Raw genomic sequence first — 25,099 nt, 5'->3', positions numbered from 1 at the left:
ACCCTAACCATGGTAAGCCGCTACTGTTTTCACCTGCGAGAACCCAAACAGCGCCTCGAACCCCTTTTCGCGGCCATGACCGGACTTGCCGACACCGCCAAACGGCAACTCTACCCCGCCCCCCGCACCATAATTGTTGATGAACACCTGTCCTGAACGCAGCTGTTTCGCCAACCGCATCTGCCGCGCACCGTCGCGGGTCCAGATGCTGGCAACCAACCCGTATTCGGTGGCGTTGGCGATCTGAACCGCCTCCTCCTCGGTTTCAAAGGGGATCAGAACCTGCACCGGTCCAAAAATTTCATCCCGAGCCAGAAGGTGATCTGACGGGACATCGGCAAAAAGGGTTGGCTGCACATATGCTCCCTCGCCGGGTGCATGATCTACGATACGCCCTTGTCCTGCGATGTTTAGGTCCGCGCCTTCGGCTAAAAACCCCTCGACGATCTGTTTCTGACGGGCCGAGATCAGGGGGCCGACCCGCAAATCTTCGGGTGCTGGACCAACAGTCAGATCGGCATAGGCGGCTGCCATGCGGGTTTTGACCAGCTCATACACCCCACGCTGCACCAGAATACGGGACGAGGCCGAGCAGGTCTGCCCGGCATTCTGAATACCCGCGTTCACCAGAAACGGCAGTGCGGCATCCAGATCGGCATCGTCAAATACCAGCTGGGGCGATTTACCGCCCAGTTCCAGCGTCACCGGCACCACGTTGCGCCCCGCCGCCTGTTGCACCAGCGCGCCGGTGGCAACTGACCCTGTGAATGAGATATGCTGCACGCCTGGATGCGCTGACAATGCCGCCCCGGCCTCAGCCCCCAACCCCGGCACCACGTTCAGCGCTCCGGCAGGTAGGCCCGCCTGTTGCGCCAGATGGGCAAAGGCAAGCGCGGTCAAACACGCCTCTTCCGCTGGCTTTAGCACGCAGGCGTTGCCCATCGCCAAAGCTGCCCCGACAGAGCGGCCAATGATCTGCATCGGATAGTTCCACGGCACTATATGCCCGGTCACCCCGTGCGGTTCGCGCAGCGTGTACACGGTGTAGCCGTCCAGATAGGGGATCGTCTCGCCCATCACCTTGTCCGCCGCGCCGCCGTAGAATTCGCAGTACCGCGCCAACGCCACGGCATCCGCACGGGCCTGTGTCAGCGGTTTTCCTACATCCATCGCCTCAAGCTGCGCCAAGTCCTCTACGCGTTCCAAAACCAGTTGGCCAAGTCGGGTCAGGACGCGGCCGCGCTCCAACGCCGTCTTTCGCCCCCAATCCCCATCCAACGCCGTTTGGGCGGCCTGCACAGCGGCATCTATATCTGGGGCATTCGCGCGGGCAATCCGGCAGATCTCGGATCCGTCAGATGGATTGATCATCGAAATCGTCTGCTGTGACGCAGGCGCGACCCAATCGCCGCCGATCAGGCAAAGGCCGGGATTGAACCAGAGAGAATTGGGCATTTTGGCCTCCATTTCGACTCTAACAAAGGAATTACGCGACATTTGCACCGATACCGGGCAAGACCGGTGCGGCATCGATCAGGGTCCGAGTGTAAGCGTGCCGCGGGGAAGAGAATACCTGTTCGGTCTCACCCTGTTCAACAATTCTGCCCGCCTGCATCACCATCACCCGGTCGGTGATCGTGCGCACAACGCTTAGGTCGTGGCTGATGAACAGATAGGTCAGATTGTATGTGGCGCACAGTTCGGCCAGCAGGTCCAGAATCTGCGCCCGGACCGATACATCCAAGGCCGAGACCGCCTCATCAAACACGATCAGTTCGGGGCGAATGATCAAGGCGCGGGCAATGGCAATCCGCTGTCGTTGCCCGCCCGAGAATTCATGGATGTACTTGTTCGCATCATCCGGGCTGAGGCCCACGGCGGTCAGCATTTCGGCGATACGGTCTTGCCGCTCTGTGCCGGTGGGCGGGTTGTCCAACGGGTGAAACGGCTCGGTGATCAGGCGGGCGACGCGGTGGCGCGGGTTGAAACTGCCATAGGGGTCCTGAAACACCACCTGCATCTTACGTCGCACAACGGGGTTCGGCTTGTGACCGGCAAAGACAGGCTGGTTGTCCAGTAAAATTTCACCGCTCTGCACGTCCTCCAAACCCAAAATTGCCCGTGTTAGGGTCGATTTTCCACAACCAGATTCTCCGACCAGGCCCAACCGCTCACCCCGGTGCAGGGTAAAGCTGACTTCATCGACCGCGCGGTGGTGATCCGGCCTGCTAAACAGACCTTTTCGCGGCAAGCTATAGTCGCGCACCACATTTCTCACCTCTAGCAATGGCTGGGACTCGGGCGGTTCAGGCAGCGAAACCTGATGCCCCGAGGCCTGAAACAGCTTCCGTGTATAGGGGTGCTGCATATTGTGCAGCAGGTCAGTGGTTGCACCGCTTTCGACCACCTCTCCATGGCGCATCACGACGATCTGGTCGGCCATGTCTGCCACCACCGCCAGATCGTGCGTGATCATCAGCAGCCCCATGCCATATTCGCGCGCCAGCCCTTTGAGCAGGTCGAGTATCTGCGCCTGTGTCGTCACATCCAGCGCGGTTGTCGGCTCATCCGCGATCAACAATTTGGGGCGCAGTGCGATTGCCATGGCGATTACCACACGCTGCCGTTGACCGCCGGACAGTTCATGCGGATATCGCGACAGCGGGAAACGGTCAGGTGGCAGGCCAACGCGGCTCAGAACCTCGTGTGCGCGGGCCGACGCTTTGGTGCGCGACATGGCCTTGTGGACCAGAATGGTTTCGATCACCTGATCGCCAATGGTTTTGACCGGGTTCAAGGCAGTCATGGGTTCCTGAAACACCATCCCAATTTTGGCCCCGCGCAGGGCGCACATTTCGCGTTCAGACTGTTTCAGCAGATTCTGACGTACCAGCCAGATCGCGCCTTCTGTCTTTGCGCCATTTGGCAGCAATTGCATCACGGCCAGCGCGGTCAGCGACTTGCCCGAGCCACTTTCACCGGTCACGGCAACAATTTGTCCGGCACCAATACACAAGCTGACCCGCTTCAGAATCTCGGTCTCATGGATGGTCAGAGAAAGGTTTTCGATCTCCAGCAAGCTCATGCGCGCGCGACTCGTATTCTGGGATCAAGCCAATCGCGCAACCCATCGCCTAACAGGTTCAGTCCCAGCACAGTGACAATAATTGCCAGCCCCGGAATCAGAGCCAAATGCGGGGCAAAACTGACCATTGTCTGCGCATCAGCCAGCATTCGACCCCAACTGGGTGTCGGCGGCTGCGCACCCAGACCGACATAAGACAAGCCCGCCTCGGCCAGGATACCCAGCGAGAACTGGATGGTCCCCTGAACGATCAGCAGGTTCGCAACATTGGGCAGAATATGTTCTGCCGATATCCGCGCTGCGCCTTTGCCCGCGACACGCGCGGCCAGAATGAACTCGCGTTCCCATAGGGACAAGGCCGCGCCACGGGTGATGCGGGCGAAGACGGGAATGTTGAAAATACCGATCGCGATGATCGCGTTGATCGCGCCTGCTCCGAACACCGCTGTGATCAGAATGGCGATGACTAGCGAGGGGAAGGCAAAGACCAAATCGTTGCCGCGCATGATCACCTCATCCAGCCATGATCCTTTACGCGCTGCCGCCGTCAGGCCCAGCGGTACGCCCAGCGCCATACCGATCCCCACCGCCACCAATGCCACCGCGATGGACGTACGAGCCCCCACCATGATCATCGAGAACATGTCACGCCCGAAATGATCTGTGCCGAACCAATGCTGTGCATTAGGCGGCTCCAGCTTGTTGGGGATATCCAGCGCCGCATAATCATACGGCGTCCAGACAAAGGACATCAGCGCCGCCAGCAAGACCAACGAGGACAATAATGAACCAAGAAGCAGGTTGCGGCTCATGACCGACCTCTCAACCTTGGGTCCACGGCGGCATAAGCGAGATCGACCAGAAAGTTCACGGTGATGACAGCAAAAACAAGCAACATGACCACCGATTCCACCACGACCAAATCGCGGGCCGAGATCGCCTGAAACACCAGCCGCCCGAGTCCGGGCAGATAAAACACCTGCTCGATAATGATCGACCCCGCCAACAGAAACGAGAACTGCAGCCCGATGATGGTCAGAACCGGGATCAGCGCGTTGCGCACACCGTGCCGCCACAGTGCTTGACGGCGTGACAATCCCTTGGCGCGGGCAGTGCGCATGAAATCTTCACCCAGTATATCCAGCAGCGAAGACCGCATGACCCGCGCCAAGATCGCCGCCTGCGGCAAGGCCAGCGCAATGGCGGGCAATGTCAGAGAATGCAGGCCGGTCCAGACGCCTTTGTCCCAACCCGCAAAACCTCCGGCGTTGAACCAGCGAAGGTTGATGGCAAAGATCAGCACCAGCATCATCGCGAACCAGAAATTCGGTACTGCGATACCTAATTGCGTCACCCCCATCACCGTCAGATCCCCCGGCTTGCCACGACGGGCTGCGGCGTAAATACCGGCGGGGAAGGCAATCAGGGTCGATAAGGTCAGGGCATAAAGCGCCAGCGGCAATGACACCCATAGCCTGTCCGAAATCATCTGCGACACCGGTGTTCGATAGGTGTAAGAGGTCCCAAAATCCCCCACCATCATACCGCCAACCCAGTTGAAATAGCGCTGGATCTTGGACCCGTCCAATCCCAGCTCGGCCCGCAGGGCGGCCAGTGTGTCCTCTTGCGCGTTGACGCCCAACATGAACGAGGCCGGATCGCCTGGCGCCACCTCGATCACGGCGAAGATGACCACCGAGGCGACCACAAGGCTGATAAACAGCGATATCAGACGTTTCAGGGCATAGCGGAGCATTGAGGCCACGTTAGGATCACATATCGCGCGGGTCCAGCACCTAAGGCACCAACAGATAGGCAAAAACCGCGTAAGCGACGATGGACGCATAGCCCAGCGGATAAATCCACTTAATTGCGTAATTGTCCAGCTTTCTGGCCCCGTCCTCATGCCCGGACACTTTCAGTTTGCGCAAGGCCACGTTGAACACGATCAGTGCCCCTGTCATCAGGAACATGCATTGCAGGATGAAATCCAGAAACGTCAGGTAGCCCAGCTTGGGCAGGTCAGCAGAGATCGCCCAGTTGAAGGCTACGAAGACCAGCAGGTTGCCCCCGGCAATCTCGATCCGGCGGCGGTATTCGTCGAGGAAAAACAGCGCCCAACCCACCGAAACCAGAACCAGCATCGGCAGGAACACCCGGATCACATAATAAGTCAGATGCCGCTTTCCTTCGAACGCCAGCACAACCTGATCGCTGTCCCGGCCCGAAAGGCCAATGACCGTCGAATGCAGGACTTGTGGGTTGTCCAGTATCCACTCTTCCTCGCCCAGCAGATCACCCAGGCCAGAATACTTTTCCAGCGGATAGTAGGATACGTATTCGGACGGGAAGATCGAAACAACTTCGAAGAAAAACTCCTGGGTGTCGAACGGGTATTTTCGGAAATCGAAATGCGGGGCCTGCAACGTCAGAGAGGACTTCTCGACATAGACCACATGCCCGTCATAGTGCAGCGAGGCTGCAGATTCATGTATCCATTTGTTGGATTGCTGGTTGTGAATGACAAACGCCGGAACCACCGCCCCGATATCCGTGGCATGTTCAGCCAGCGTCCTCGGATTGAAAACCTGAAACTCGCGCCCGACAGTGTCGCGGTCAAAGGCCAGCGCGGGATCGGTCCATTCGGCGCGCAATACGACGACGGCGCCATAATTCTCGGCCTTTTGATCCACGCTGGTAACCTGATCGATACGGATGCCGATCCCCACCTCTAGCGGGTTTTCCGGCGTGCCAACCAAACCACCGAGCCCGCCATCCAGCACATTCTGCGCCTGTCCCTTGCCGCCCAGCGCACACAGGCAGGCAGTCACAGCAACAAAACACAAGAAACGGACCAGATTCATTTTCAGGCTCACTCGGAAACAGGTAATCCGAGGCCGATATCGGCCCCGGACCCGATTATTCGGACCAACTGATCTGGGTCAGGTCGATGGCGGCCGTTGGCGCGTTCTCCCACAGGCCCTGAACGCCGGCCTTGGCGACCCCCAGCTTGGCCAATTGGAACAAGTAGCCGTTGACATAGTCCGTGGCGATCAGGCGCTGCATATCGCCCAACAGCTTTTTACGCTCCTCCGGATCGGTGGTCGCGTTCAATGTCTCCATCAACGTCTGGGCATCCAGACTGTCATACTGGAAATAATAGTCGGGGCGGGCATAGATGCCGATATCCATTGGCTCAGTATGGCTGATGATGGTCAGGCCGTAATCCTTACCCTTGAACACAGATTCCAACCACTGCGCCCATTCCACATTGATGATCTCGGCCTTGATGCCAACCTCGGCCAGTTGCGCGGCGATGATCTCGCCTCCGCGTCGGGCATAAGAGGGCGGCGGCAGGTGCAGGGTGGTCTCGAACCCCTCTTCATACCCCGCATCGGCCAGCAGTTTGGCGGCCTGTTTCGGGTCATGGGCCGAGGTGCCGGTCAGATCGATATAGGCAGGGTTGTGCGGTGCGAAATGAGTGCCGATGGGCGTGCCATAGCCGAACATCGCCCCGTCAATCACCGCCTGCCGGTCGATGGCATGGGCCAGCGCCTGCCGCACGCGGATATCATCAAACGGAGGTTTCTTGTTGTTGGTCGACAGGATGGTTTCCCCCTCGGTCGACCCCACCAGCACCTGAAAACGCGGGTCAGCCTCGAATTGAGGCAGGTTTTCGGGTGCGGGGAAGTTGTCGAAGACGTCCACATCTTCGGCCATCACCGCGGCAAAGGCGGCAGTGGGGTCCGAGATGAATTTGAACGTAGCAGTCTCTAGCGCAGGTTGTTCGCCCCAATAGTTGGGGTTCCGGTTTAGCGTGATGCTATCGCCCTGTACCCAGTCACCAAAGGTAAAGGCACCGGTCCCCACCGGGTTGGTCTTGATGTTGTCGATGCTTTCGGGCGCGACGATCACTGCATCCCCCCAAGCCATGTTGAACAGAAAATTGCCGTTCGGCTCGGACAGGGTAACCTTTACGGTCAGCGGGTCCACAACCTCAACGCTTTCGATGCCTGCAAACAGCGCCTTTTGTGCATTTGCGCTGTCTTCTGCCGTGGCGCGGTCGAGGCTGAATTTGACGTCCTCGGCATCCATGACGGTGCCGTCATGAAAAGTCACCCCGTCGCGCAGCTTGAATGTATAGACCGTACCGTCCTCGGAAATTTCCCAGCTTTCGGCCAGGCCGGGCACGACCGAGCCGTCACCCATAAAGCGGGTCAGACCCTCGAAGATATTTGTGTAAACCACCGAATCAATGGCCTGCGCGGCGGCGCTGGTCGGGTCCAAGTGTGGCGGCTCCAACTGCATCGCAATCGTAATGTCCGATTTGGCCAAAGCCTGCGAGGCAAACAGGCTGGCGCCCACCGCCAGAGCCGACGCAATGCTCCGAAACATCTGCTTTGTCATGAAAAACTCTCCCTGTTTGAATCCTTGGAACCGGCTGTTTTACAGGCTTTTCTGCATTCAATGTCCCTTTAAACCTCGGGTCAATCAAGGAAATGTTCGCGCAACCGGGGTTTCTATAACCTTGTGCAATCTGCTATGCCGCACTGCAACATGAACCCCGCAGGAGCGATCATGAGCGCCACCGCCCGCAAAACAGCCCCGAATGCCGAGGATATCCGCGCCCGCAAAGGCGGCACACCATTGGTCAGTTTGACCGCCTATACCACACCGATGGCGCGGCTGATGGATGCCCATTGCGACTTTGTTCTGGTCGGCGACAGCGTCGGTATGGTTCTGCACGGGATGACCTCGACCCTGGGTGTGACGATGGAGATGATGGTGATGCATGGTCAGGCCGTTGCGCGCGGTCTGGACAGGGCGATGATGGTTATCGATATGCCCTTTGCCAGTTACGAACACGACCCGGCCCATGCCTTCAAGAATGCCGCTCGCCTGATGGCCGAAACCGGCGCAGGCGCGGTCAAGCTGGAAGGCGGCGTGGAAATGGCCGAGACCATCCGCTTTCTGGTCAAGCGCGGTATCCCGGTGATGGCGCATATCGGCCTGACGCCACAATCGATCAACACGCTGGGCGGCTACAAGGTGCAGGGTCGCGACGAACAGGCGAAGGCGGTGTTGGCCGATGCCCATGCGGTGGCCGAGGCTGGTGCATTTTCCGTTGTGCTTGAGAAGGTACCGCAAGGCCTGGCTGATCAGATCACCGCCGAGGTCGCGATTCCGACCATCGGCATTGGCGCCTCAGCCGGATGTGATGGGCAGATTCTGGTCGTGGACGACATGGTGGGCTTTTTCACCGCGTTTAAACCGAAATTTGTCAAACGCTATGCCGAACTTGGTCCGCAAGCCGAGGCCGCCATCGCGGAATATGCCTCCGATGTGCGCGCCCGCAGCTTTCCAGCGGATGAACATGTCTTTGCCGATCAGGCTCCGTCCAAAGGACCTAAGACATGACCGCACCCATTCTGCGCCGCCTAAGTGATTTGCGCGCGCTGACGACCAAATGGCGCGGCAACGGCGAAACGATCGGCGTCGTCCCCACCATGGGCGCGCTACATCAGGGGCATCTTTCATTGGCCGAGGCCGCGAAGGCCGGAACCGACCGGCTGATCGTTACGGTTTTTGTGAACCCCAAACAGTTCAACAACCCCGACGATCTGGCCAATTACCCGCGGACCGAGAACGAAGATGCGCAGAAACTGGCCCCTTACGGTGTCGACGCGATCTATGTCCCCGATCCCGAGGAGATCTATCCGCAGGGCTTTGCCACCACCGTATCAGTCGCCGGTTTGACCGATGTGATGGAGGGTGAATTCCGCCCTGGCCATTTCGATGGCGTTGCCACTGTTGTCGCTAAGCTGTTCCTGCAAACGCAGGCAGATCGAGCCTATTTCGGGGAAAAAGACTATCAACAATTGATGATCGTCCGCCGCATGGCCCGCGATCTGGACATCCCCATCGAGGTGATCGGCTGCCCCACGGTGCGCGAACCCTCGGGGTTGGCGATGTCATCGCGCAACCTCCTCCTCTCGCCCGAGGGGTTGAACATTGCGGCCAACAAGCACCGGATCATGCAGGGTGTGGTCCAGTCGCTGAAAGCGGGGGCCGCGTTTGAAACTGTGGCCGCGCGGGCCGAGTCTGATCTGCTGGCGGCAGGCTTCACTCAAGTTGAATATATTCAACTGCGCTGCGCCGACACACTGGACCCGCTGACCCATGCCACACGGCCCGCCCGGCTGTTTGCGGCGGCTTGGGCGGATGGCGTGCGGCTGATCGACAATATTCCTGTCTGAACGCTCTGGCACGATCGTCATTGTTTGCGCTAAAGTCCGGCAAAACCAGACCGGAGGGGGGCGCAGGCGTGACCTATATTCTTGCCATTGATCAGGGCACCACATCATCACGGGCCATATTGTTTGACGCGGAAATGCAGCGCGCAGGCACCGCGCAGCACGAATTCACACAGCATTTCCCGCAGGAAGGTTGGGTCGAACACGACGCCGAAGAAATCTGGGAGAGCGTTCTACGCGTCTGCCGCGAGGTGATGGAAACCACCGGCGTCACCGCCGACCAGATCGCAGGCATCGGCATCACTAACCAGCGCGAAACCACTGTGGTCTGGGACCGCGCCACCGGTCAACCACTCCACAACGCCATCGTCTGGCAGGACCGCCGCACCGCCGAAATTTGCGCGCGCTACAAACGGGCGGGGTGCGAAGATGACGTGACCGCCCAGACCGGGCTGTTGCTGGACCCCTATTTCTCGGGCACCAAGGTCAAATGGCTGCTGGACACCGTGCCCGGCGCACGCGACCGCGCCGAGGCCGGAGAGTTGATGTTCGGCACCATCGACTGTTTCCTGATCTGGCGTCTGACCGAGGGGCGCAGCCACGCCACTGACGCCACCAATGCTGCACGCACCCTGTTGTTCGACATCAACAAAGGCGCGTGGAGCGCCGAGATTTGCGATCTGTTGGACGTGCCGATGAACATGCTGCCAGAGGTACACGATTGCGCCTCGGATTTCGGAAATACGACCCTATTTGGGGGAAATATCCCGATTCTAGGCGTGGCGGGGGATCAGCAGGCTGCCACTATCGGGCAGGCCTGTTTCCAGCCCGGAATGATGAAATCGACCTATGGCACGGGCTGCTTTGCCTTGCTGAACACCGGAGACAAACCGGTTGAATCGAAGAACCGCCTGCTGACCACCATCGCTTATCAGTTGGACGGTAAGCGGACCTATGCGCTGGAGGGGTCGATCTTTGTCGCTGGGGCCGCCGTGCAATGGCTGCGCGATGCGCTGCAGATCATCGAATCGGCCCCCGAAAGCGGCGAGTTGGCGCAACAAGCCGATCCGAACCAGCATGTCGTGTTGGTCCCCGCCTTTACTGGCCTTGGCGCGCCCTATTGGAAACCTGATTGCCGTGGCGCGATATTTGGCCTGACCCGTAATTCCGGCCGCGCAGAATTCGCCAAGGCCACGCTGGAAAGCATTGCCTATCAAACGCGCGACCTTTGGCACGCCATGCAGGGCGATTGGGGCGCGGATACCGACGTGACACTGCGCGTGGATGGCGGGGCCAGCGCCTCGGACTGGGCGATGCAGGGGCTGTCGGATTATCTGGGGGCCGAAGTCGACCGCCCGGTGATGCAGGAAACCACTGCATTAGGCGCGGCCTGGTTGGCTGGAATGCGCGCAGGGGTTTACCCGGATCAACAGGGCTTTTCGGAAACCTGGGCGCTGGATCGCCGTTTTGAACCGGAACTGTCCGCCGAGGAACGCGACGCCGCCTATCAGCGCTGGAAACGCGCCGTTTCCGCAGCCATGGCGTTCTGAACCGGGCGAAGGATTAGCTGTGATCCTTCATCAGCCGCTGTTTCTGCCGTGACCAGTCCCGCTTGGCCTGAGTCTCACGCTTGTCGTGCAGCTTTTTACCTTTGGCGATGCCGATCTTCAGCTTCGCCCGGCCCTTGTGGTTGAAATACAAAACCAGCGGCACCAGCGTCATGCCCTTGCGCTGGGTGGCATTCCACAGATTCGACAGCTCTTTGCGCGACACCAGCAGCTTGCGGCGGCGGCGTTCTTCGTGCTTGAAAACCTTCGCCTGCTCATAAGGCGCGATATAGCTGTTGATCAGCCACAGCTCGCCATCCTCGACCGAAGCATAGCTTTCGGCAATGTTTGACCCACCAACGCGCAGGGATTTGACCTCGGACCCTTCCAGCACGATGCCGCACTCGATATCGTCCTCGATCGCGTAATCGAAGCGCGCACGCCGGTTTTCGGCGATAACTTTGTAATTCGGGTCTGTCTTTTGCTTGGCCATGACGCGTTGATTTAGGCGGCTTGGGCGGCCCTTGCAAGCCGTTGCGGTCAGGACGTGGCCGAGATGATCAGATCAGGACCGAAAATCGTGTCGGCGTGACTGTGCAGATAGATCTTCAGCCACGGCGTGAACCGCTGCGGATGTCGTTGCACTTCAGCCAGCAGATCATGGTAGTCGATCCACCGGATATCCATGACTTCGTCTGGATTAGGCTCGATTTTAAGCGGCCCACGAACATGAGCCAGAAAGATATCGACCACTTCGTGTTCGATCATGTTGTTGCCAACATCGGCGTGATATTCCAGCCGGTGCCGGTATTCCGGGTACAAGCCGGTGATCCCCAGCTCTTCGCGCAAACGACGCACGGCACATTCCGAGGGCGTCTCGCCCCAATCGGGATGGGTGCAGCAGGTATTCGCCCACAGGCCCGGCGTATGGTATTTGCCCAAAGCCCGGCGTTGCATCAAGATCTCGGTGCCGCGCACGACAAAGACCGACACTGCCTTGTGCCGCAGGCCCTTTTCATGCGCCTCAAGCTTGTCCACGGGGGTCAATTCACCATCAACCCAGGCCGGGATCATGATTCCCATCTGTCGTCTCCTGCTGCCGATCCGCCAGGGCGGCGGGATGTATGGAATTGGCTGCCGCCGGACCGGCTTGGCTTTGCGAAGTCATGCAAGGGCATGATGAACCGCGTATCCCCAAGGTGACCTTGATCCAAGCTGTTATCAATCGCACGAAAGGCCGCAGGGGGCTGCGGCCTTTTGCAATCTTTCGAATGGTCTGGTTTTTCAGACGTTATTCGCCCGAGACACTGACGATATAGGCATAGACGTCTTCGCCGCCCTTCTTCAACTTGAAGGTCATTTTCGACTTGGCCGATGTCTCACCCAGGTAATCTTTCAAAAACGCCTTGGGATCCTGCGCGTATTCGACAAAGGTGGCTTCATCCCAGACCAGACCGTTTTCACCAGCCTCAACGATGCTGTCTCCGTATTTGAACCCTTCGACGGTACCCGCGGTGCGGCCCGCGATACCGTAAAGGTTCGGACCGGTCTTACCGCCCTTGACGATGACTTCACCGGCCGGGTCAGCGATCTGATGGCAGGATTTGCATTTATTGAAGGCCTTTTTGCCGGCCTCGGCGTCACCTTCCGCATAGGCAGGAAGGGCCAGCAGGCCGACAATTGCGGTAGCGAGGATACGATTCATGAGTTTTGCTCCGATACGAATTGGCTGCACCGAATGGACCGTCGGCGCAAAAAAGAGTCAACGCGCAGATTGCCGCGCGAGGGTAATGTGCCCTGCGGCATAAAGACAGTCCTTAACTTTTGTCATGTGGTGCGGTCCAACAGGGCAATAGATCGCCCGCTGCCGGGGTCGCCAGATAAATAGCCCGCGCAATAGCTCGTGCCAGACAGACCGAGGCCGCATGTCCGATCAGCCCCAAGCCGGCTTCGGCGTCGATAGTCTGCGCGCCAGTGCTGACCGCAAAGACCAGATCTCCGTCCCCTGGTGTGTGTGCCGGCAGAATGGCGCGGGCAATGCCATCATGTGCTGCCACTGCCAGTCGCTGGCACTGCGATTTCGACAAGGCAGCATCCGTGGCCACAATAGCGATTGTCGTGTTGCCCTTATCCGGCTCGGCAAGTCGCATCGCCTGCGCCTTGAGGCTGGGAGCAGGAAAGCCAAGACCGGCACTTGAATCAGATCCTAAACCGCCAAATTCGTCTCCAAACTCGAACGGCGCTGCCCAGAAATGGCGGTCGCCGGGTGTTGTCACACTGCCCAACGGGTTGGCCGCAACCAGGGCACCGACGGTCACCCCATTGTCCAGAACCAATGAGGCGGACCCGAGCCCCCCCTTGTGCCGCGCCGCCAAAGCGCCGGTTCCGGCCCCCGCTGTGCCTAACGCAAAATCCACATCTGCGTCGTCAAAAGCCGCTCGTCCCAGCGCGCGATATGGGTTTTCAACCCAATCCTTGTCTCCGCCGTTCAACAAATCAAACAGGATCGCTCCGGGCACAATGGGCACCACGGTATCGCCCACTGGATACCCCCTGCCCCGCGACCGCAATGCATCCGAGACGCCAGAACAGGCATCCAGTCCAAAGGCCGACCCACCGGACAAAGTAATTGCATCCACTTGCGAGACCGATTTATCCGGCGCCAGCAGATCGGTTTCCCGCGTGCCCGGTGCGCCCCCCATCACGTGAACCGAGGCGGTAAAGGCCTGATCTGCCGTCAGGACAGTTGTTCCCGTTTTCAACGCAGCGTCCTGCGCATTTCCGACCCTCAGGCCAGGGACATCAGTGATCAGATTACGGGGTCCGGGGATCATGGATAAACCTCAGATACAACGGCCACCGTCGACCTCCAATGCAGCGCCGGTGATCATGCTCGCCTCGTCCGAACACAGGAAACAGGCGGCGTTGGCCATGTCGTCGGGGGTCGAGAAACGCCCCAGCGGGATGGTCGACAGGAACTTGGCACGCATTTCAGGCGTATCTTCTCCCATGAAGGATTTCAGCAGTGGTGTTTCCCCGGCCACCGGGCAGAGCGCGTTTACACGCACACCCGAAGGCGCAAGTTCCACCGCCATTGTCTTGGTGGCCGTGATCATCCAGCCCTTGGACGCGTTGTACCAATTCAGGTTCGGACGTGGCGATAGCCCCGCGGTCGAGGCCACGTTCAGGATCGCACCCGCCCCGCGCGCTTTCATCGCTGGCACCAGCGCCCGTGCGGTCAGATAGACTGATTTCATGTTCACGTTGAAGACGCGGTCAAATTCCTCTTCGGTGACATCCTCTAGCGGCGTCGGCAGATGCGTGACACCGGCATTGTTCACCAAAATATCCAATTGCCCGAACCGATCCATCGCCATATCCGCCATGGCCTGCACCGAGACTGCATTCGCCACGTCGACCATCTGAGCAATCGCATTCGGCCCAAGCTGATTTGCCTGAACCTCGGCCGCGTCACCATTGATATCGGCAATCATGACCCGCGCGCCTTCGGACAGGAATTTCTGCACGATCCCGGCACCAAAGCCAGACGCGCCACCGGTTACAATCGCGGTTTTCCCCTCTAACCTCATGATCTTGCTCTCCCTTGCCTTTTCAAACTAGCAAGGCACCGTGAAACTGCCAGTTCAATCTTCTGCGACCTTGCCGCGCAGCGCCTTCACATCCGAGCGCGCTTTTTTGGCCGCCAGCCGCCGTTTGACCGAGCCATAGGTGGGTTTCGTCGCAATCCGCCGCTTGGGTTTCACCAGCGCGCGGACAATCAGTTCAGCCAGACGGGCGCGGGCAATCTCGCGGTTGCGGGCTTGGCTGCGGGTTTCTTCGCATTGAATGATGATCGCGCCATCTTTGGTCCAGCGCCGCCCGGCCAACCGTTTCAGCCTGTTTTTGACCGGATCGGGCAAGGAGGGCGAGCGCGCAGCCTCGAACCGCAGCTCAACTGCGGTCGAGACCTTGTTCACGTTCTGACCACCGGGACCGGACGAGCGGACAAAGCTCTCGGTCATTTCCCAGTCCTGCAGGGTGATATCGTCGGTGATGCGCAACATGAAGTGGACCTTATCCGGCACAAGCAGAAACAAAAAGGGCCGCCCCGGCGGGACGGCCCTTCGAAAGTACAGGAGGTTGGGTCGGTTAGATCAATCGACCAGCCGGAGCGAGCGCTCCGCCAAGGGCTGCCCTAACAGGCGATCCCCCCGGTTGTTCCGACACCTCTCTCCAATCTCTTTCTCGACACTGGATCACCTCCTTTTCTATCTGTTGCGGTTAACTTTGAGCCTGACACAAGATGCGCCATTCTCAAAGCACTTTTTTACGCAGGCTGCGCGGTCAACCGCGCAACGATCACCTTGAACGGGATCAGCGCAATCATCGCCAGCGACAACTTCACCAGCCAGTCAGCAAAGGCCAGCGTCACCCACAGGGGCACCATCGGACCAGTCAACATGAAGGGCACAGGCTCCCACGCCCAGTTGATCGCCGCATCAGCATTGGCACCGAAAACCGTGACAGAAGCTGAGAATGCGATGGTGAAAAACAGCGCAGTGTCCAGCGCCGAGCCAACCAGGGTCGACACCAGCGGCGCGCGCCACCAGCGACCACCGCGAAGCGAATTGAACACGGTGACATCGGTCAGCTGTGCAATCAGAAACGCCGTCCCCGAGGCAACAGCGATCCGCAGCGGTACGGCGGCATAGGTGAACCCGTCACCTTGCAGTATGATCTGGCTGCCGATCAGCGAACAGATGATGCCGGTGACAAACCCGGCGAACACCACCTTGCGGGCCGTGGCCACGCCATAGACGCGGTTCATGATGTCGGTGACCAGAAAGGCCAGCGGATAGGTAAAAGCACCCCAGGTCAGCAGCCCGTCAAAAATCAGGAACTGAACCAGAATGTTCGAGGCCACAACAATGGCGGCCATGGCAATAATGCCGGGTATATAAGCGCGTTGCATGTTTTCAGATGCCCGTTTTGACAAGGTAGCGGCGACTTGGCCAAGGGACCGTCCCAAGGCAAGCCGTGCGTTTAGACCTTTGGTTGGGATGAGTCAATCCGGTAGCAGATACTCCACCAGTTCAGTGCGCTGAAGGACCAGAAAGTTGTCGTCCGAGATCATCGTGGCGCGCAACTGCCCCTGATCATCGCGCCAAACTGACAACCCTTCGAGGTTGTCATGCGTGCCTGTGCCGGTCGTAAACAGGTTTTCTTCGGCACCGACTGAATCCTCTGTGACCTGCCACCGCCGCAGGCGGGTGCGGAACCCTGTCAGGGACAGGGCTCGTTCCAATAAATAGAACCGACCATCGGGACCAAAATCGGCAGATACAGGCAAGAATTTGCCCCGCTGTGGCAACACGAAAGGGGTCGACCAACCCTGCCCGTCCCAGCGATAAACGGGGATGTCGCCTGCTTCGGTCCGGCTTCTTTCGGGAAGGGTATACAGCCACCCCTGATTGTCGATTGCCAAGGCTTCGAACGACCCATTGAGTTTCAGATTTTCAAACGCCTTTGGGCGCGGCAGCACCCGCGCTTCGGCGTCGGGAGTCGCGTATCGGGCAACGCGATGCACTGACTCAAATGAGATGTAATGGCTACCGTCCGGTGCGACCGCAATGCCTTCGGAATCCCCTGCTTCGCCGGATAGGGGCCGTCCTGTGCTGGAGAGAACCGGCCAGTTCCCGGTGATCCGGACCCCTGTAACGTCATCCTCATCCCGCGCAATGGTCGCACGGACAAGAACCGAACGGTCACTAAGCGCAAACATATGCCGACCGTTGTCCGAGATATGCAGGGCCGAAAACCCGCCAAACCATTCCGCCGGGTGGCGCCAGACAAAGCTGTTTAAGTATGTGGCCGTCTTGACCTCGACCGCCCAAACCGCACCCGCCAGCAAAATAGCAATCAGTTGGATTGCAAGACTGCGGCGCATTGCTGGGGCAAATCGGTCAGAACATACTCGCGGCGTTTCTTCGGCGCAGGCGCGTTCGGGTCAGGTGGCGGCGGGTTGAGGATGTTGCGCACCCATTGCTGCGCCTCGGCACACCCATCACCTTTGGGCGGCGCGTCCTGATTGACACAGCCGCGCGAGCCCTTGGGGCATTTCAGACGCACGTGGAAATGATAATGATGCCCCCACCATGGCCTGATCTTGCGCAGATAGGCCTTGTTGCCTTTCTCATCATTGCACATCTGAACCTTGGCGCCGGGAAAGACGAAAATCCGCGCCACGCGCTTGTCCTTTGCCGCCTCACGCAGCACGGCGTGGTGTTGTGCCGTCCAATTGCCATTCACATAGGCCCCGTTGGCGCGGCGCAGAGAAATCGACGAGATATTCTCGCGCGCTTTGCGCGACAGCCGCATGTTGTCGCCGGGCAGCATCCAGATATCGATGTCCAACCCCAACTGGTGGCTGCGATGACCAGAAGTCATCGGACCACCACGCGGTTGGCTGATATCCCCGACATAGAGACCATTCCACCCCGGTTGCCGAGCCGCAAACTTGCTGAGGTCCTGTACGTAATCCACCGCCTCCGGGTGGCCCCAGTTGCGATTACGCGACAGGCGCATGGCTTGCCATGTCGGCCCCGTTTCGGGCAGTTGCACCGACCCCGCGGCACATCCGCGCGAATAACTGCCGAACGCGGCTGGTTTTTGCTGTGAACTTTGCTTTTGCGCCCCGAACAATTGCTTGGCCAAGGGCTGCGCCCCGGCTGCTCCTGCCAATGTCATCGCGGCGATTATTGCTAAAAAACGTAGTAAAATCATCTGCTCTGATCCCCTTCCGGTTTAACCCAGCGCATTAGGAACAGGCCCAGAATAAACAACAGAATGATCGGTGACACCCCCAACCGCGCACTGCCCGTAACAGTTGTGGCAATCCCGATTAGCAAAGGCGCGGCAAAAGATGTCGCGCGGCCGGACAGGCCGTAAAGGCCAAAGCTTTCGACTGGCGTTTTTGGGTCGGTATGGCGCACCATCATGGATCGGCTGGCCGATTGCAGGATACCGCCCATACCGCCGATCAAAACTCCGCAGCCAAAGAACACCAGATCCGGCAGGCCTGACCCTTCGGGCAAGGAGATGCCGTAAATCTGCGTCCGATCCATCGACACCACGGTGATGCAGACAAAGATCAGCACCCAGATCGCGACCAGAATAACTGGTTTAGGGCCGTATTTCTTATCCATCTTGCCACCGACCCACGCAAAGATGGCCGAGGCCAGAACGCTGACAATCCCGAACACTCCGATCTTGATCAGCCCCCATTCCAATACCAGCCGTGCATAGACACCGCCGAAACTGTACAGCCCGTTCAGCGCATCTCGGTAGAACATGGAGGAACCCAGATAGGTCGCCAGACTGACCCGGTGCCGCAAGTCTGAGATGGATTTGCCCAGCAGTCGCAATGCCTCACGCAGGCTGCCAGTCTTGTTACTGTCCGGGTCATCACGCACCCACAGGAAATAGGGCACCATGAACAGGATGAACCAACCGGCGGTAAAGGGACCGACGAACCGCGTGCCCTGCTGGCTCGCCGCATCCAGCCCGAACATCGGGTCCATCCCAATCAGTGTCTTGCCGTTGGGCTGTTCGACGAACAGCAACAGCATGATCGCCAATGAAATCAACCCGCCGAAATAGCCAAACGCAAAGCCCGAACCCGAAATTTCGCCCACTTCATTGTCATTGCCCAGATCAGGCAGCTGAGAGTTGATGAAGATCAGCGCATATTCCGCGCCGACAAAACCCAGCCCAAAGGCCGACAGCATCAGCCACATGTTCGATCCATCTGGCAGCGTGTACCAAAGCGCGGCAGATCCCACCGCGTACATCGCCGAAAAGGCAAAGATCCACGGAATGCGCCGCCCCGACACATCCGCCATCGCACCCAGCAAAGGTGCGCCAAAGGCGATGATCAACCCGGTGATGGTCAGGCAATTGGCCCAAACCGTCTGCGCCCGCGCGGCCGCAGCCTCGGCATCCAACCCGGTTCCTGAAAAATACCCCGCCGCAACCCCGGCGAAATAGGGGCCGAACACAAAGGTGACCAGAAGGGTGTGATATGGTTGACTGGCCCAGTCGAAAAACCACCAACCCCAAATGCGCTTGCGCTTGGAAATCTCTGCCATAACTGCCCCTGTTTATTGTTGCATTCATAAGACGGGGCTTTAACCCAATTCGCAAGCGTTGTGTTGGCGCGGGCTTGCTCTTTGTCGCGGGGGCGCTTACCTCTCATCTCACGTATTTACCGGAGGCCCCATGCTGTCGTTGATCCAAATTCTGCTGCTGATCCTGGACATTGTCTGGTTCATCATTTTGGCCCATGTGATCATGAGCTGGCTGATCAACTTTCAGGTTCTCAACCTGCACCAGCAACTGGTGGCGCAAATTTGGTATGGCCTGAACCGGATATTAGAGCCTATCTATGGCCCAATCCGCCGCGTCCTGCCCGCGATGGGTGGGCTGGACCTGACGCCTTTGGTGGTGCTGATCGGGGTCTACGCGCTGCGGATCATTCTAATTAACAATATGGGCTATTTCGTCTGACCTCTTGTTCACCGAATCTTAGTATGTGATTGTCCTGTCTTAAGAGCAGATAAACCTTAAAACAGGGCAACCCCGCACATGTTCGACGCCGCGCCTTTGCTGCGAGATGTCTTTGGATTCGACGATTTCCGCCCCGGTCAGGAAGAGATCGTCGACGCCGTTTCGCTGGGTGAAAACGTGCTGGCGATCATGCCCACGGGCGGCGGCAAATCCCTGTGTTTTCAGCTGCCTGCCTTGATGCGCGACGGGGTGACGGTGGTTATCTCTCCTCTGATTGCCCTGATGCGCGATCAGGTGCGCGGGCTGCAAGAGGCCGGGGTCGAGGCCGGTGCGCTGACCTCGGGCAACACCCCCGAAGAAACCGACGCCGTGTGGGAGGCGTTGGAGGCCGGGCGTCTGAAACTGCTCTACATAGCCCCCGAGCGTCTGGCCGCCGGGTCAGCCTTGGGCATGTTGCGTCGGATCAATGTCAGCCTGATCGCCGTGGACGAGGCCCATTGCGTCAGCCAATGGGGCCATGATTTCCGCCCAGATTATCTGCGGATCGGAGAGCTGCGACGCGCATTGGACGTGCCTTTGGCCGCTTTCACCGCCACTGCGGATGCCGAAACGCAGGACGAGATTGTCGAAAAACTGTTCGACGGCACCGCCCCGCGTAAGTTCCTGCGCGGCTTTGACCGGCCCAATATCCATCTGGCCTTTGCTGCCAAGGACGGCCCACGCAAACAGATCCTCGACTTCGCCGAAGCGCGTAAAGGCCAATCCGGTATCGTCTATTGCGGCACCCGCAACAAAACCGAAGTGTTGGCCCAGGCCTTACGCGCCGAAGGCCACACCGCCTGTCATTATCACGGCGGAATGGAGGCCGAAGACCGCCGCATCGTCGAAACCCGCTTTGCCCGCGAGGATGGGCTGATCGTGGTTGCCACCGTTGCGTTCGGAATGGGCATCGACAAGCCCGATATCCGCTGGGTCGCGCATGCGGACCTGCCCAAGTCCATCGAAGCCTATTATCAGGAAATCGGCCGCGCCGGCCGCGACGGCGGGCCTGCTGAAACCCTGACCCTGTTCGGCCCCGACGACATTCGCTTGCGCCGGTCCCAGATCGACGAGGGGCTCGCACCACCGGAACGGCGCATGGCGGATCATGCGCGGCTGAACGCTCTGCTCGGGCTGGCCGAGGCGCTCGAATGTCGACGCAAGACCCTGCTGGGGTATTTCGGAGAACAGATCGAACCTTGCGGTAAATGCGACCTGTGCGACAGCCCTCCGGAAGTGTTCGATGGCACCACCCCCGTTCGCATGGCCTTGTCGGCGATCCTGCGCACCGAGGAATGGTTCGGCGCGGGCCATCTGATCGACATTCTGCTGGGTAATGAAACCGACAAGATTCGCGCCCGGCGGCACGACAACCTGTCCACATGGGGCATCGGCAAGGACTGGTCGCGCCCGCAATGGCAGGCGATCTTCCGACAGATGATGGGGCACGACCTTGTCCGCCCCGATCCCGAACGCCACGGCGCGTTGCGCATGACCGAAGCAGCCAAGCCGATCCTGAAGGGTGAGGCGCAGATCAACCTGCGCAAAGACACGATCCGCAAGGCCACCCGGAGACCCGCCGTCAAGATGATGGTGTCCGAGGAAGACGCGCCGCTGCTATCTGCGCTCAAGGCCAAACGTCGCGCGCTGGCGGAAAGCGCGCGAGTTCCGGCCTATGTTATCTTTCCCGATCGCACCCTGATTGAAATGGCCGAAAAACGCCCGGCCTCTTTGGACGATATGGCCCGGATCAGCGGAGTTGGCGCAAAAAAGCTGGAACGGTACGGCGACACCTTCCTTGAGGTGCTGACCGGCGCGGTTGAAGAATTGCACCCAGCACGCCGCAAACTGGCGGGCCGCGAACAAGGGGATATCTATGACCGACTGCTTGAGGTTCAAACACGGCTTTCACGCGGCTCCGACGGGATTGACAAACCGCTGACCTGTTCGGCCTCACAACTGGCCAAGGTCGCACAACTGCGCCCCAATGACCCGCGCGGGATGGAACAGGTGCTGGGCAACCGTCGTCACGAAAGGTTTGGTGCCGCGTTTCTGGACGTGCTGCGTCAGGCGGGCTAGATACCCTGCATCAGGCAAGAAACGAGGGCGGATATGCTGGTAGTGGTTTCCCCGGCCAAGCGGCTGGATTGGGCAGAGCGGGACGTTGAGGTCACGCAACCCGACTTTCAGGACGACGCGATCAGACTGTCGAAAACCGCCCGCAATCTGACACTGGGCGATCTGAAGAAACTGATGGACCTCAGCGATGATCTGGCCCGTCTGAACCGTGACCGGTATCGAGCATTTTCGGACTCGCCGGGCGCTGAATTGACCCGACCTGCAGCGCTGGCCTTTGCTGGGGATACCTATCAGGGGCTGGAAGCGACCTCGCTGGATGCCGAAGAAATGGCCTGGGCGCAGGAACACCTGCGTATCCTGTCCGGTCTGTATGGGGTGTTACGCCCGCTGGACGCGATTCAACCCTATCGTCTTGAAATGGGCAGCAAGCTGAAAACCCGGCGCGGTAAGAACCTGTATGAATACTGGCGCGACCAACTGAGCAAAGCGCTGAACGCACAAGCTGATGAGGTTGGATCGGACATTCTGGTGAATTGCGCCAGTCAGGAATATTTCGGCGCAGTCGACTTGAAGGCGCTAAAACTGCGGGTGGTCACGCCGGTCTTTATGGAAGACAAGGCAGGTACGCCCAAGATCGTCAGCTTCTTCGCCAAGAAAGCGCGGGGTGCGATGGCCCGATATATCGTTCAACACCGTCTGACCGACCCCAAAGGGTTGCTGGATTTCGACACTGGTGGATATGAATACCGCTCAGACCTGTCGCAAGAGGACAGACCCGTTTTCGTGCGCCCTTATCAGGCCTGATCCAGCATCAATGGGTCATAAGCAACCAACTCAACCGTGTTGCCCTCGGGGTCTTCGGTGAAAATGCCGCGCCATCCGATCCAGCCGAACTGTTCAACGCGGTAAGGCTGACTGATTTTGTCATACCAGCGCATCACGGCCTCTTGCTCAGCAAAGGGCAATGACAGAGCAATATGATGCAGCGATGACCCGGCGCCGGTAGTGGGCTTGTCGGCGCCGGTCGGGTGCACCCCAGGCCGCGGGGCGGCCGCATGGTGGAACAAAGCCAACACCTGTGTATGTCCGCCAAACCCTTCGGCGATGCGGAAAAAGGTGATGGCGCTGTTGTGATCACCGCTCAGGCGTTCCAGCCCGATCACATCTTCATAAAACGCCACCATCGCGTCCATATCGGCACAGCGAATGGCAATCTCACCCAAGGCACGAGGCTGAAATCCACGATCAGTCATGGCTTACCCTATTCAGCCTGTGCATCTTCGGCAATGACAGGCAAAACACCCTCGGGCTGATGGTCCAATATCATCTGGTGGATTCTCCGCTTTTGCAGCGGTTTGGTCAGATAGTGATCCAATCCGGCCGACAGAATGCCCTGATCATCCCCAGCCATGGCGTGCGCCGTCAATGCGACAATCGGTACATGCCGATCCGTGTCAATCTCACGCCGCCGGATTTCCGCCGTGGCCTGTTTCCCATCCATCTTGGGCATCGAAATATCCATGAAAATCAGGTCCGGGTCGAATTTCTGATGCTGGTCCACGGCTTCCAGCCCATTCGCGGCGAATTGCAGGTCAATATTCAAATCCTTGACCATCTTTTGCAAGATCAACTGGTTGGTCCGATTGTCCTCGGCTGCCAAAACACGCATCTGGCGTTCACCCTGCGGCTCTGACGGGGCCTCGGGGTCACTTGAAGCAGCTTCAGGCGTGACAGGCAGCCGCCCCAATGTCGTCAAGCGCGAAAACAGTTCGGCGCGGGGAATAGGTTTCTGCAAAACCCCGTCAATCAGGTTACGTGCCGGGTTGGCGTGGATGACACCGGGATTGGCCGACATCACCACCACGGGCAAATCCCCCCAGCCCCGGTCTTTCAGCGTGGTCGCCAGTTCCAACCCATCCATGTCCGTCAGGTCGTGATCACACAGCAACAGGTCCACACTGCCATCAACAGCGGCCAGCGCCTCACCCCCCGAGGCGCAAACGGTGACTTTCGATCCCAATCGCCCTAGCTGTTTCGACAGGATGGCACGGTTCACCGCCAGATCCTCGACAACGACCACGTGGCGCAACCGACCAGCCAAATCAGGCGGTGTGGGTTGCGGGCCTTCGATGGTGGGCAACGAGATGCGAAATCCAAAACAGGAGCCCTGCTCAGGTTCGCTTTCCACCCAGACCGACCCGCCCATTAGTGTGATCAGCCGCTTGGTGATCGCCAACCCCAGCCCTGTACCCTCGAATGCGCGGTTTTTTTCATCTTCGACCTGATTGAATTCACCGAAGATGTGCCCGATCTTGTCCTCTTCGATGCCGATACCGGTGTCTTCGATCGCAACGTGAATATCGCATGTGTTCGTGTCTGCATTCGGCACACCAGTGACGCGGATCAACACATGGCCTTCGGTGGTGAACTTGACCGCATTGCCCACCAGATTGGTCAATACTTGCCGCACGCGACCGGGATCGCCCACGAACAAGGTCGGTAGGAACAAATCATAATCGACCAACAAGGACAGCCCTTTGTCGCGCACGCTGGGTTGCATCAGCATCGCAACCTCAAGAATGCAGCGTTCAAAATCGAACTGTTCAGGGTGCAGGATCAGCTTGTCCGCCTCGATCTTGGAATAATCCAGAACGTCGTTGATGATCACCAACAACGCCTCGCCCGAGTTGCGGATGGTGTTGAGATAGAGCCGCTGTTCCTCGTCCAGCGGGGTTTCCGACATCAACTCGGTCATGCCGACAATGCCGTTCATCGGGGTTCTGATTTCATGGCTCATATTGGCCAGAAAGGCAGATTTGGCCCGGTTTGCGGCCTCGGCCCGTTCGCGGGCGGCCTTCAACTCAGCCTCATGCCGAACCGAGGCGGTGATGTTCAGGCCCAAACTGACCACGTCACCGCCATTGCCGCGCTGGTCGATCAACTTGAAGTATTCACCATTCCACAGCTTGATCACCACCGATTCCGGCTGGGGTTGTGCCCAGCGATTCAGCATTCTGGCCTGCCAATCGGCTGGAGATTCCGCGCCAATGTCAATCAACCCTTCGTCGGTCAGAATCTCAAGGATACGGGCATAGGAAATACCCGGCGACACTTCATCCAACCCATCAAACAGGCTGAGATAAGCCCCATTGGCCCCAATCATGCGGCACTGATCATCGAAAAAGGCAAATCCGTCCTGAATGGTCTGCATCGAATGCCACAAGCGGCGCTCGGCCACTTCGATCTTGGCATTGGCTTCGGTCAGGTCGGATTTGACCTTTTCGTTTTCATCCCGAACCGTTTCGACCTCGGCCTGGGTTTCACCTATGCGTTTGGTCAGGGCCATCGCATGCAAACCGAGCTTGCGATTGGCGGCTGACAATTCGACCTGTTTCATTTCCAACAGCCGCTCGGCCGCCAGCCGCGCACGCCGTTCCTGTGCCAGTTTGGTTGCTAGACTCATCGTTTCTGATCCCAGGTAACTTGCGCCCAGCATCCCGACAGAGCGTGAAAAAGTGTTTAAGCCGTTG

Annotated in this window: 24 protein-coding genes; 6 read left to right on the top strand and 18 right to left on the bottom strand. The window is 58.9% G+C overall.

What is annotated here, in order from left to right; translation table 11 throughout:
* Positions 1 to 3: 3 nt before the first annotated feature.
* From ACR0M2_RS13360 to ACR0M2_RS13335, 6 genes are read right to left on the bottom strand one after another with little or no spacing between them, the layout of a single operon-like run.
* Entirely contained in the window at positions 4 to 1,455 is a 1,452-nt protein-coding gene (locus tag ACR0M2_RS13360; protein ID WP_480705500.1) for an aldehyde dehydrogenase family protein, read from the bottom strand.
* A gap of 31 nt (positions 1,456 to 1,486) precedes the next feature.
* Positions 1,487 to 3,085: an ABC transporter ATP-binding protein gene (locus ACR0M2_RS13355; RefSeq protein ID WP_480705499.1), complete on the bottom strand. Its 1,599-nt coding sequence runs from the start codon at positions 3,083 to 3,085 to the stop codon at positions 1,487 to 1,489.
* Complete coding sequence (locus tag ACR0M2_RS13350) at positions 3,082 to 3,897, bottom strand: ABC transporter permease (RefSeq protein ID WP_480705497.1); 816 nt, start codon at positions 3,895 to 3,897, stop codon at positions 3,082 to 3,084. Before ACR0M2_RS13350 ends, ACR0M2_RS13355 begins: the two co-directional genes overlap by 4 nt.
* On the bottom strand, positions 3,894 to 4,841 hold the full coding sequence (locus ACR0M2_RS13345; RefSeq protein ID WP_170550037.1) for an ABC transporter permease: 948 nt from the start codon (positions 4,839 to 4,841) through the stop codon (positions 3,894 to 3,896). The genes ACR0M2_RS13350 and ACR0M2_RS13345 overlap by 4 nt, the downstream gene beginning before the upstream one ends.
* Before the next feature lie 40 nt (positions 4,842 to 4,881).
* On the bottom strand, positions 4,882 to 5,949 hold the full coding sequence (locus ACR0M2_RS13340; protein WP_480705495.1) for a ligand-gated ion channel: 1,068 nt from the start codon (positions 5,947 to 5,949) through the stop codon (positions 4,882 to 4,884).
* 55 nt (positions 5,950 to 6,004) lie between these two features.
* On the bottom strand, positions 6,005 to 7,492 hold the full coding sequence (locus ACR0M2_RS13335) for an ABC transporter substrate-binding protein (protein WP_480705494.1): 1,488 nt from the start codon (positions 7,490 to 7,492) through the stop codon (positions 6,005 to 6,007).
* 171 nt (positions 7,493 to 7,663) lie between these two features.
* Between ACR0M2_RS13335 and panB the strand changes: the two genes are divergently transcribed.
* The 3 genes from panB (at position 7,664) to glpK (ending at position 10,889) form a co-directional block, all read left to right on the top strand.
* Positions 7,664 to 8,503 (top strand): 3-methyl-2-oxobutanoate hydroxymethyltransferase, encoded by an 840-nt coding sequence (panB, locus tag ACR0M2_RS13330; protein WP_480705492.1) that lies wholly within the window; start codon positions 7,664 to 7,666, stop codon positions 8,501 to 8,503.
* On the top strand, positions 8,500 to 9,342 hold the full coding sequence (panC, locus tag ACR0M2_RS13325) for a pantoate--beta-alanine ligase (RefSeq protein ID WP_480705491.1): 843 nt from the start codon (positions 8,500 to 8,502) through the stop codon (positions 9,340 to 9,342). The genes panB and panC overlap by 4 nt, the downstream gene beginning before the upstream one ends.
* 68 nt (positions 9,343 to 9,410) lie before the next feature.
* Complete coding sequence (glpK, locus tag ACR0M2_RS13320; protein WP_480705489.1) at positions 9,411 to 10,889, top strand: glycerol kinase GlpK; 1,479 nt, start codon at positions 9,411 to 9,413, stop codon at positions 10,887 to 10,889.
* A 13-nt stretch (positions 10,890 to 10,902) separates the two neighbouring features.
* On the opposite strand, the gene smpB is transcribed toward glpK, so the two are convergent.
* The 10 genes from smpB to ACR0M2_RS13270 form a co-directional block, all read right to left on the bottom strand.
* Complete coding sequence (smpB, locus tag ACR0M2_RS13315; protein ID WP_170360845.1) at positions 10,903 to 11,379, bottom strand: SsrA-binding protein SmpB; 477 nt, start codon at positions 11,377 to 11,379, stop codon at positions 10,903 to 10,905.
* Positions 11,380 to 11,426: 47 nt separating this feature from the next.
* Positions 11,427 to 11,969, bottom strand: a complete 543-nt coding sequence (idi, locus tag ACR0M2_RS13310) for an isopentenyl-diphosphate Delta-isomerase (RefSeq protein ID WP_170349720.1) — start codon at positions 11,967 to 11,969, stop codon at positions 11,427 to 11,429.
* Between the two features lie 208 nt (positions 11,970 to 12,177).
* Positions 12,178 to 12,591: a c-type cytochrome gene (locus ACR0M2_RS13305; protein WP_170349719.1), complete on the bottom strand. Its 414-nt coding sequence runs from the start codon at positions 12,589 to 12,591 to the stop codon at positions 12,178 to 12,180.
* 112 nt (positions 12,592 to 12,703) lie between these two features.
* Positions 12,704 to 13,720: a P1 family peptidase gene (locus tag ACR0M2_RS13300; RefSeq protein WP_480705487.1), complete on the bottom strand. Its 1,017-nt coding sequence runs from the start codon at positions 13,718 to 13,720 to the stop codon at positions 12,704 to 12,706.
* Positions 13,721 to 13,729: 9 nt separating this feature from the next.
* The gene (locus ACR0M2_RS13295; RefSeq protein ID WP_170360849.1) at positions 13,730 to 14,476 is read right to left on the bottom strand and encodes an SDR family oxidoreductase; all 747 of its coding nucleotides are present in this window, start codon (positions 14,474 to 14,476) and stop codon (positions 13,730 to 13,732) included.
* Between the two features lie 54 nt (positions 14,477 to 14,530).
* A complete protein-coding gene (arfB, locus tag ACR0M2_RS13290; RefSeq protein WP_170360851.1) occupies positions 14,531 to 14,950 on the bottom strand; it encodes an alternative ribosome rescue aminoacyl-tRNA hydrolase ArfB in 420 nt (139 codons plus the stop codon).
* 263 nt (positions 14,951 to 15,213) lie between these two features.
* On the bottom strand, positions 15,214 to 15,858 hold the full coding sequence (locus ACR0M2_RS13285) for a queuosine precursor transporter (protein WP_480705485.1): 645 nt from the start codon (positions 15,856 to 15,858) through the stop codon (positions 15,214 to 15,216).
* Positions 15,859 to 15,951: 93 nt separating this feature from the next.
* The gene (locus ACR0M2_RS13280) at positions 15,952 to 16,833 is read right to left on the bottom strand and encodes an esterase-like activity of phytase family protein (protein ID WP_480705483.1); all 882 of its coding nucleotides are present in this window, start codon (positions 16,831 to 16,833) and stop codon (positions 15,952 to 15,954) included.
* Positions 16,806 to 17,669 (bottom strand): penicillin-insensitive murein endopeptidase, encoded by an 864-nt coding sequence (gene mepA, locus ACR0M2_RS13275; protein ID WP_170349714.1) that lies wholly within the window; start codon positions 17,667 to 17,669, stop codon positions 16,806 to 16,808. Before mepA ends, ACR0M2_RS13280 begins: the two co-directional genes overlap by 28 nt.
* On the bottom strand, positions 17,666 to 19,033 hold the full coding sequence (locus tag ACR0M2_RS13270) for an MFS transporter (RefSeq protein WP_170349713.1): 1,368 nt from the start codon (positions 19,031 to 19,033) through the stop codon (positions 17,666 to 17,668). The genes mepA and ACR0M2_RS13270 overlap by 4 nt, the downstream gene beginning before the upstream one ends.
* A 130-nt stretch (positions 19,034 to 19,163) precedes the next feature.
* On the opposite strand from ACR0M2_RS13270, the gene ACR0M2_RS13265 reads away from it, so the two are divergent.
* From ACR0M2_RS13265 to yaaA, 3 genes are all read left to right on the top strand, one after another.
* On the top strand, positions 19,164 to 19,451 hold the full coding sequence (locus tag ACR0M2_RS13265; protein WP_170349712.1) for a YggT family protein: 288 nt from the start codon (positions 19,164 to 19,166) through the stop codon (positions 19,449 to 19,451).
* A 78-nt stretch (positions 19,452 to 19,529) separates the two neighbouring features.
* Positions 19,530 to 21,569, top strand: coding sequence for a DNA helicase RecQ (gene recQ / locus ACR0M2_RS13260; RefSeq protein WP_480705481.1), 2,040 nt, complete (start codon positions 19,530 to 19,532; stop codon positions 21,567 to 21,569).
* A 33-nt stretch (positions 21,570 to 21,602) separates the two neighbouring features.
* The gene (gene yaaA, locus ACR0M2_RS13255) at positions 21,603 to 22,373 is read left to right on the top strand and encodes a peroxide stress protein YaaA (RefSeq protein ID WP_480705479.1); all 771 of its coding nucleotides are present in this window, start codon (positions 21,603 to 21,605) and stop codon (positions 22,371 to 22,373) included.
* On the opposite strand, the gene ACR0M2_RS13250 is transcribed toward yaaA, so the two are convergent.
* Both ACR0M2_RS13250 and ACR0M2_RS13245 read right to left on the bottom strand, forming a co-directional pair.
* Positions 22,364 to 22,822 (bottom strand): VOC family protein, encoded by a 459-nt coding sequence (locus ACR0M2_RS13250; protein ID WP_480705477.1) that lies wholly within the window; start codon positions 22,820 to 22,822, stop codon positions 22,364 to 22,366. The genes yaaA and ACR0M2_RS13250 overlap by 10 nt on opposite strands.
* A gap of 8 nt (positions 22,823 to 22,830) precedes the next feature.
* Entirely contained in the window at positions 22,831 to 25,032 is a 2,202-nt protein-coding gene (locus tag ACR0M2_RS13245; RefSeq protein ID WP_480705475.1) for a response regulator, read from the bottom strand.
* Between the last annotated feature and the right edge of the window lie 67 nt (positions 25,033 to 25,099).

Source organism: Ruegeria sp. BE10, assembly GCF_056538905.1.
The sequence above is the reverse complement of the archived record's forward strand: the minus strand, read 5'-3'. Positions and strand labels throughout refer to the sequence as shown.

Bases quoted from the DNA above. Each gene is read 5' to 3' on its own strand.
- ACR0M2_RS13360 (WP_480705500.1), bottom strand. From the start codon at position 1,455: ATGCCCAATTCTCTCTGGTTCAATCCCGGCCTTTGCCTGATCGGCGGC.
- ACR0M2_RS13355 (WP_480705499.1), bottom strand. From the start codon at position 3,085: ATGAGCTTGCTGGAGATCGAAAACCTTTCTCTGACCATCCATGAGACC.
- ACR0M2_RS13350 (WP_480705497.1), bottom strand. From the start codon at position 3,897: ATGAGCCGCAACCTGCTTCTTGGTTCATTATTGTCCTCGTTGGTCTTG.
- ACR0M2_RS13345 (WP_170550037.1), bottom strand. From the start codon at position 4,841: ATGCTCCGCTATGCCCTGAAACGTCTGATATCGCTGTTTATCAGCCTT.
- ACR0M2_RS13340 (WP_480705495.1), bottom strand. From the start codon at position 5,949: ATGAATCTGGTCCGTTTCTTGTGTTTTGTTGCTGTGACTGCCTGCCTG.
- ACR0M2_RS13335 (WP_480705494.1), bottom strand. From the start codon at position 7,492: ATGACAAAGCAGATGTTTCGGAGCATTGCGTCGGCTCTGGCGGTGGGC.
- panB (WP_480705492.1), top strand. From the start codon at position 7,664: ATGAGCGCCACCGCCCGCAAAACAGCCCCGAATGCCGAGGATATCCGC.
- panC (WP_480705491.1), top strand. From the start codon at position 8,500: ATGACCGCACCCATTCTGCGCCGCCTAAGTGATTTGCGCGCGCTGACG.
- smpB (WP_170360845.1), bottom strand. From the start codon at position 11,379: ATGGCCAAGCAAAAGACAGACCCGAATTACAAAGTTATCGCCGAAAAC.
- idi (WP_170349720.1), bottom strand. From the start codon at position 11,969: ATGGGAATCATGATCCCGGCCTGGGTTGATGGTGAATTGACCCCCGTG.
- ACR0M2_RS13305 (WP_170349719.1), bottom strand. From the start codon at position 12,591: ATGAATCGTATCCTCGCTACCGCAATTGTCGGCCTGCTGGCCCTTCCT.
- ACR0M2_RS13300 (WP_480705487.1), bottom strand. From the start codon at position 13,720: ATGATCCCCGGACCCCGTAATCTGATCACTGATGTCCCTGGCCTGAGG.
- ACR0M2_RS13295 (WP_170360849.1), bottom strand. From the start codon at position 14,476: ATGAGGTTAGAGGGGAAAACCGCGATTGTAACCGGTGGCGCGTCTGGC.
- arfB (WP_170360851.1), bottom strand. From the start codon at position 14,950: ATGTTGCGCATCACCGACGATATCACCCTGCAGGACTGGGAAATGACC.
- ACR0M2_RS13285 (WP_480705485.1), bottom strand. From the start codon at position 15,858: ATGCAACGCGCTTATATACCCGGCATTATTGCCATGGCCGCCATTGTT.
- ACR0M2_RS13280 (WP_480705483.1), bottom strand. From the start codon at position 16,833: ATGCGCCGCAGTCTTGCAATCCAACTGATTGCTATTTTGCTGGCGGGT.
- mepA (WP_170349714.1), bottom strand. From the start codon at position 17,669: ATGATTTTACTACGTTTTTTAGCAATAATCGCCGCGATGACATTGGCA.
- ACR0M2_RS13270 (WP_170349713.1), bottom strand. From the start codon at position 19,033: ATGGCAGAGATTTCCAAGCGCAAGCGCATTTGGGGTTGGTGGTTTTTC.
- ACR0M2_RS13265 (WP_170349712.1), top strand. From the start codon at position 19,164: ATGCTGTCGTTGATCCAAATTCTGCTGCTGATCCTGGACATTGTCTGG.
- recQ (WP_480705481.1), top strand. From the start codon at position 19,530: ATGTTCGACGCCGCGCCTTTGCTGCGAGATGTCTTTGGATTCGACGAT.
- yaaA (WP_480705479.1), top strand. From the start codon at position 21,603: ATGCTGGTAGTGGTTTCCCCGGCCAAGCGGCTGGATTGGGCAGAGCGG.
- ACR0M2_RS13250 (WP_480705477.1), bottom strand. From the start codon at position 22,822: ATGACTGATCGTGGATTTCAGCCTCGTGCCTTGGGTGAGATTGCCATT.
- ACR0M2_RS13245 (WP_480705475.1), bottom strand. From the start codon at position 25,032: ATGAGTCTAGCAACCAAACTGGCACAGGAACGGCGTGCGCGGCTGGCG.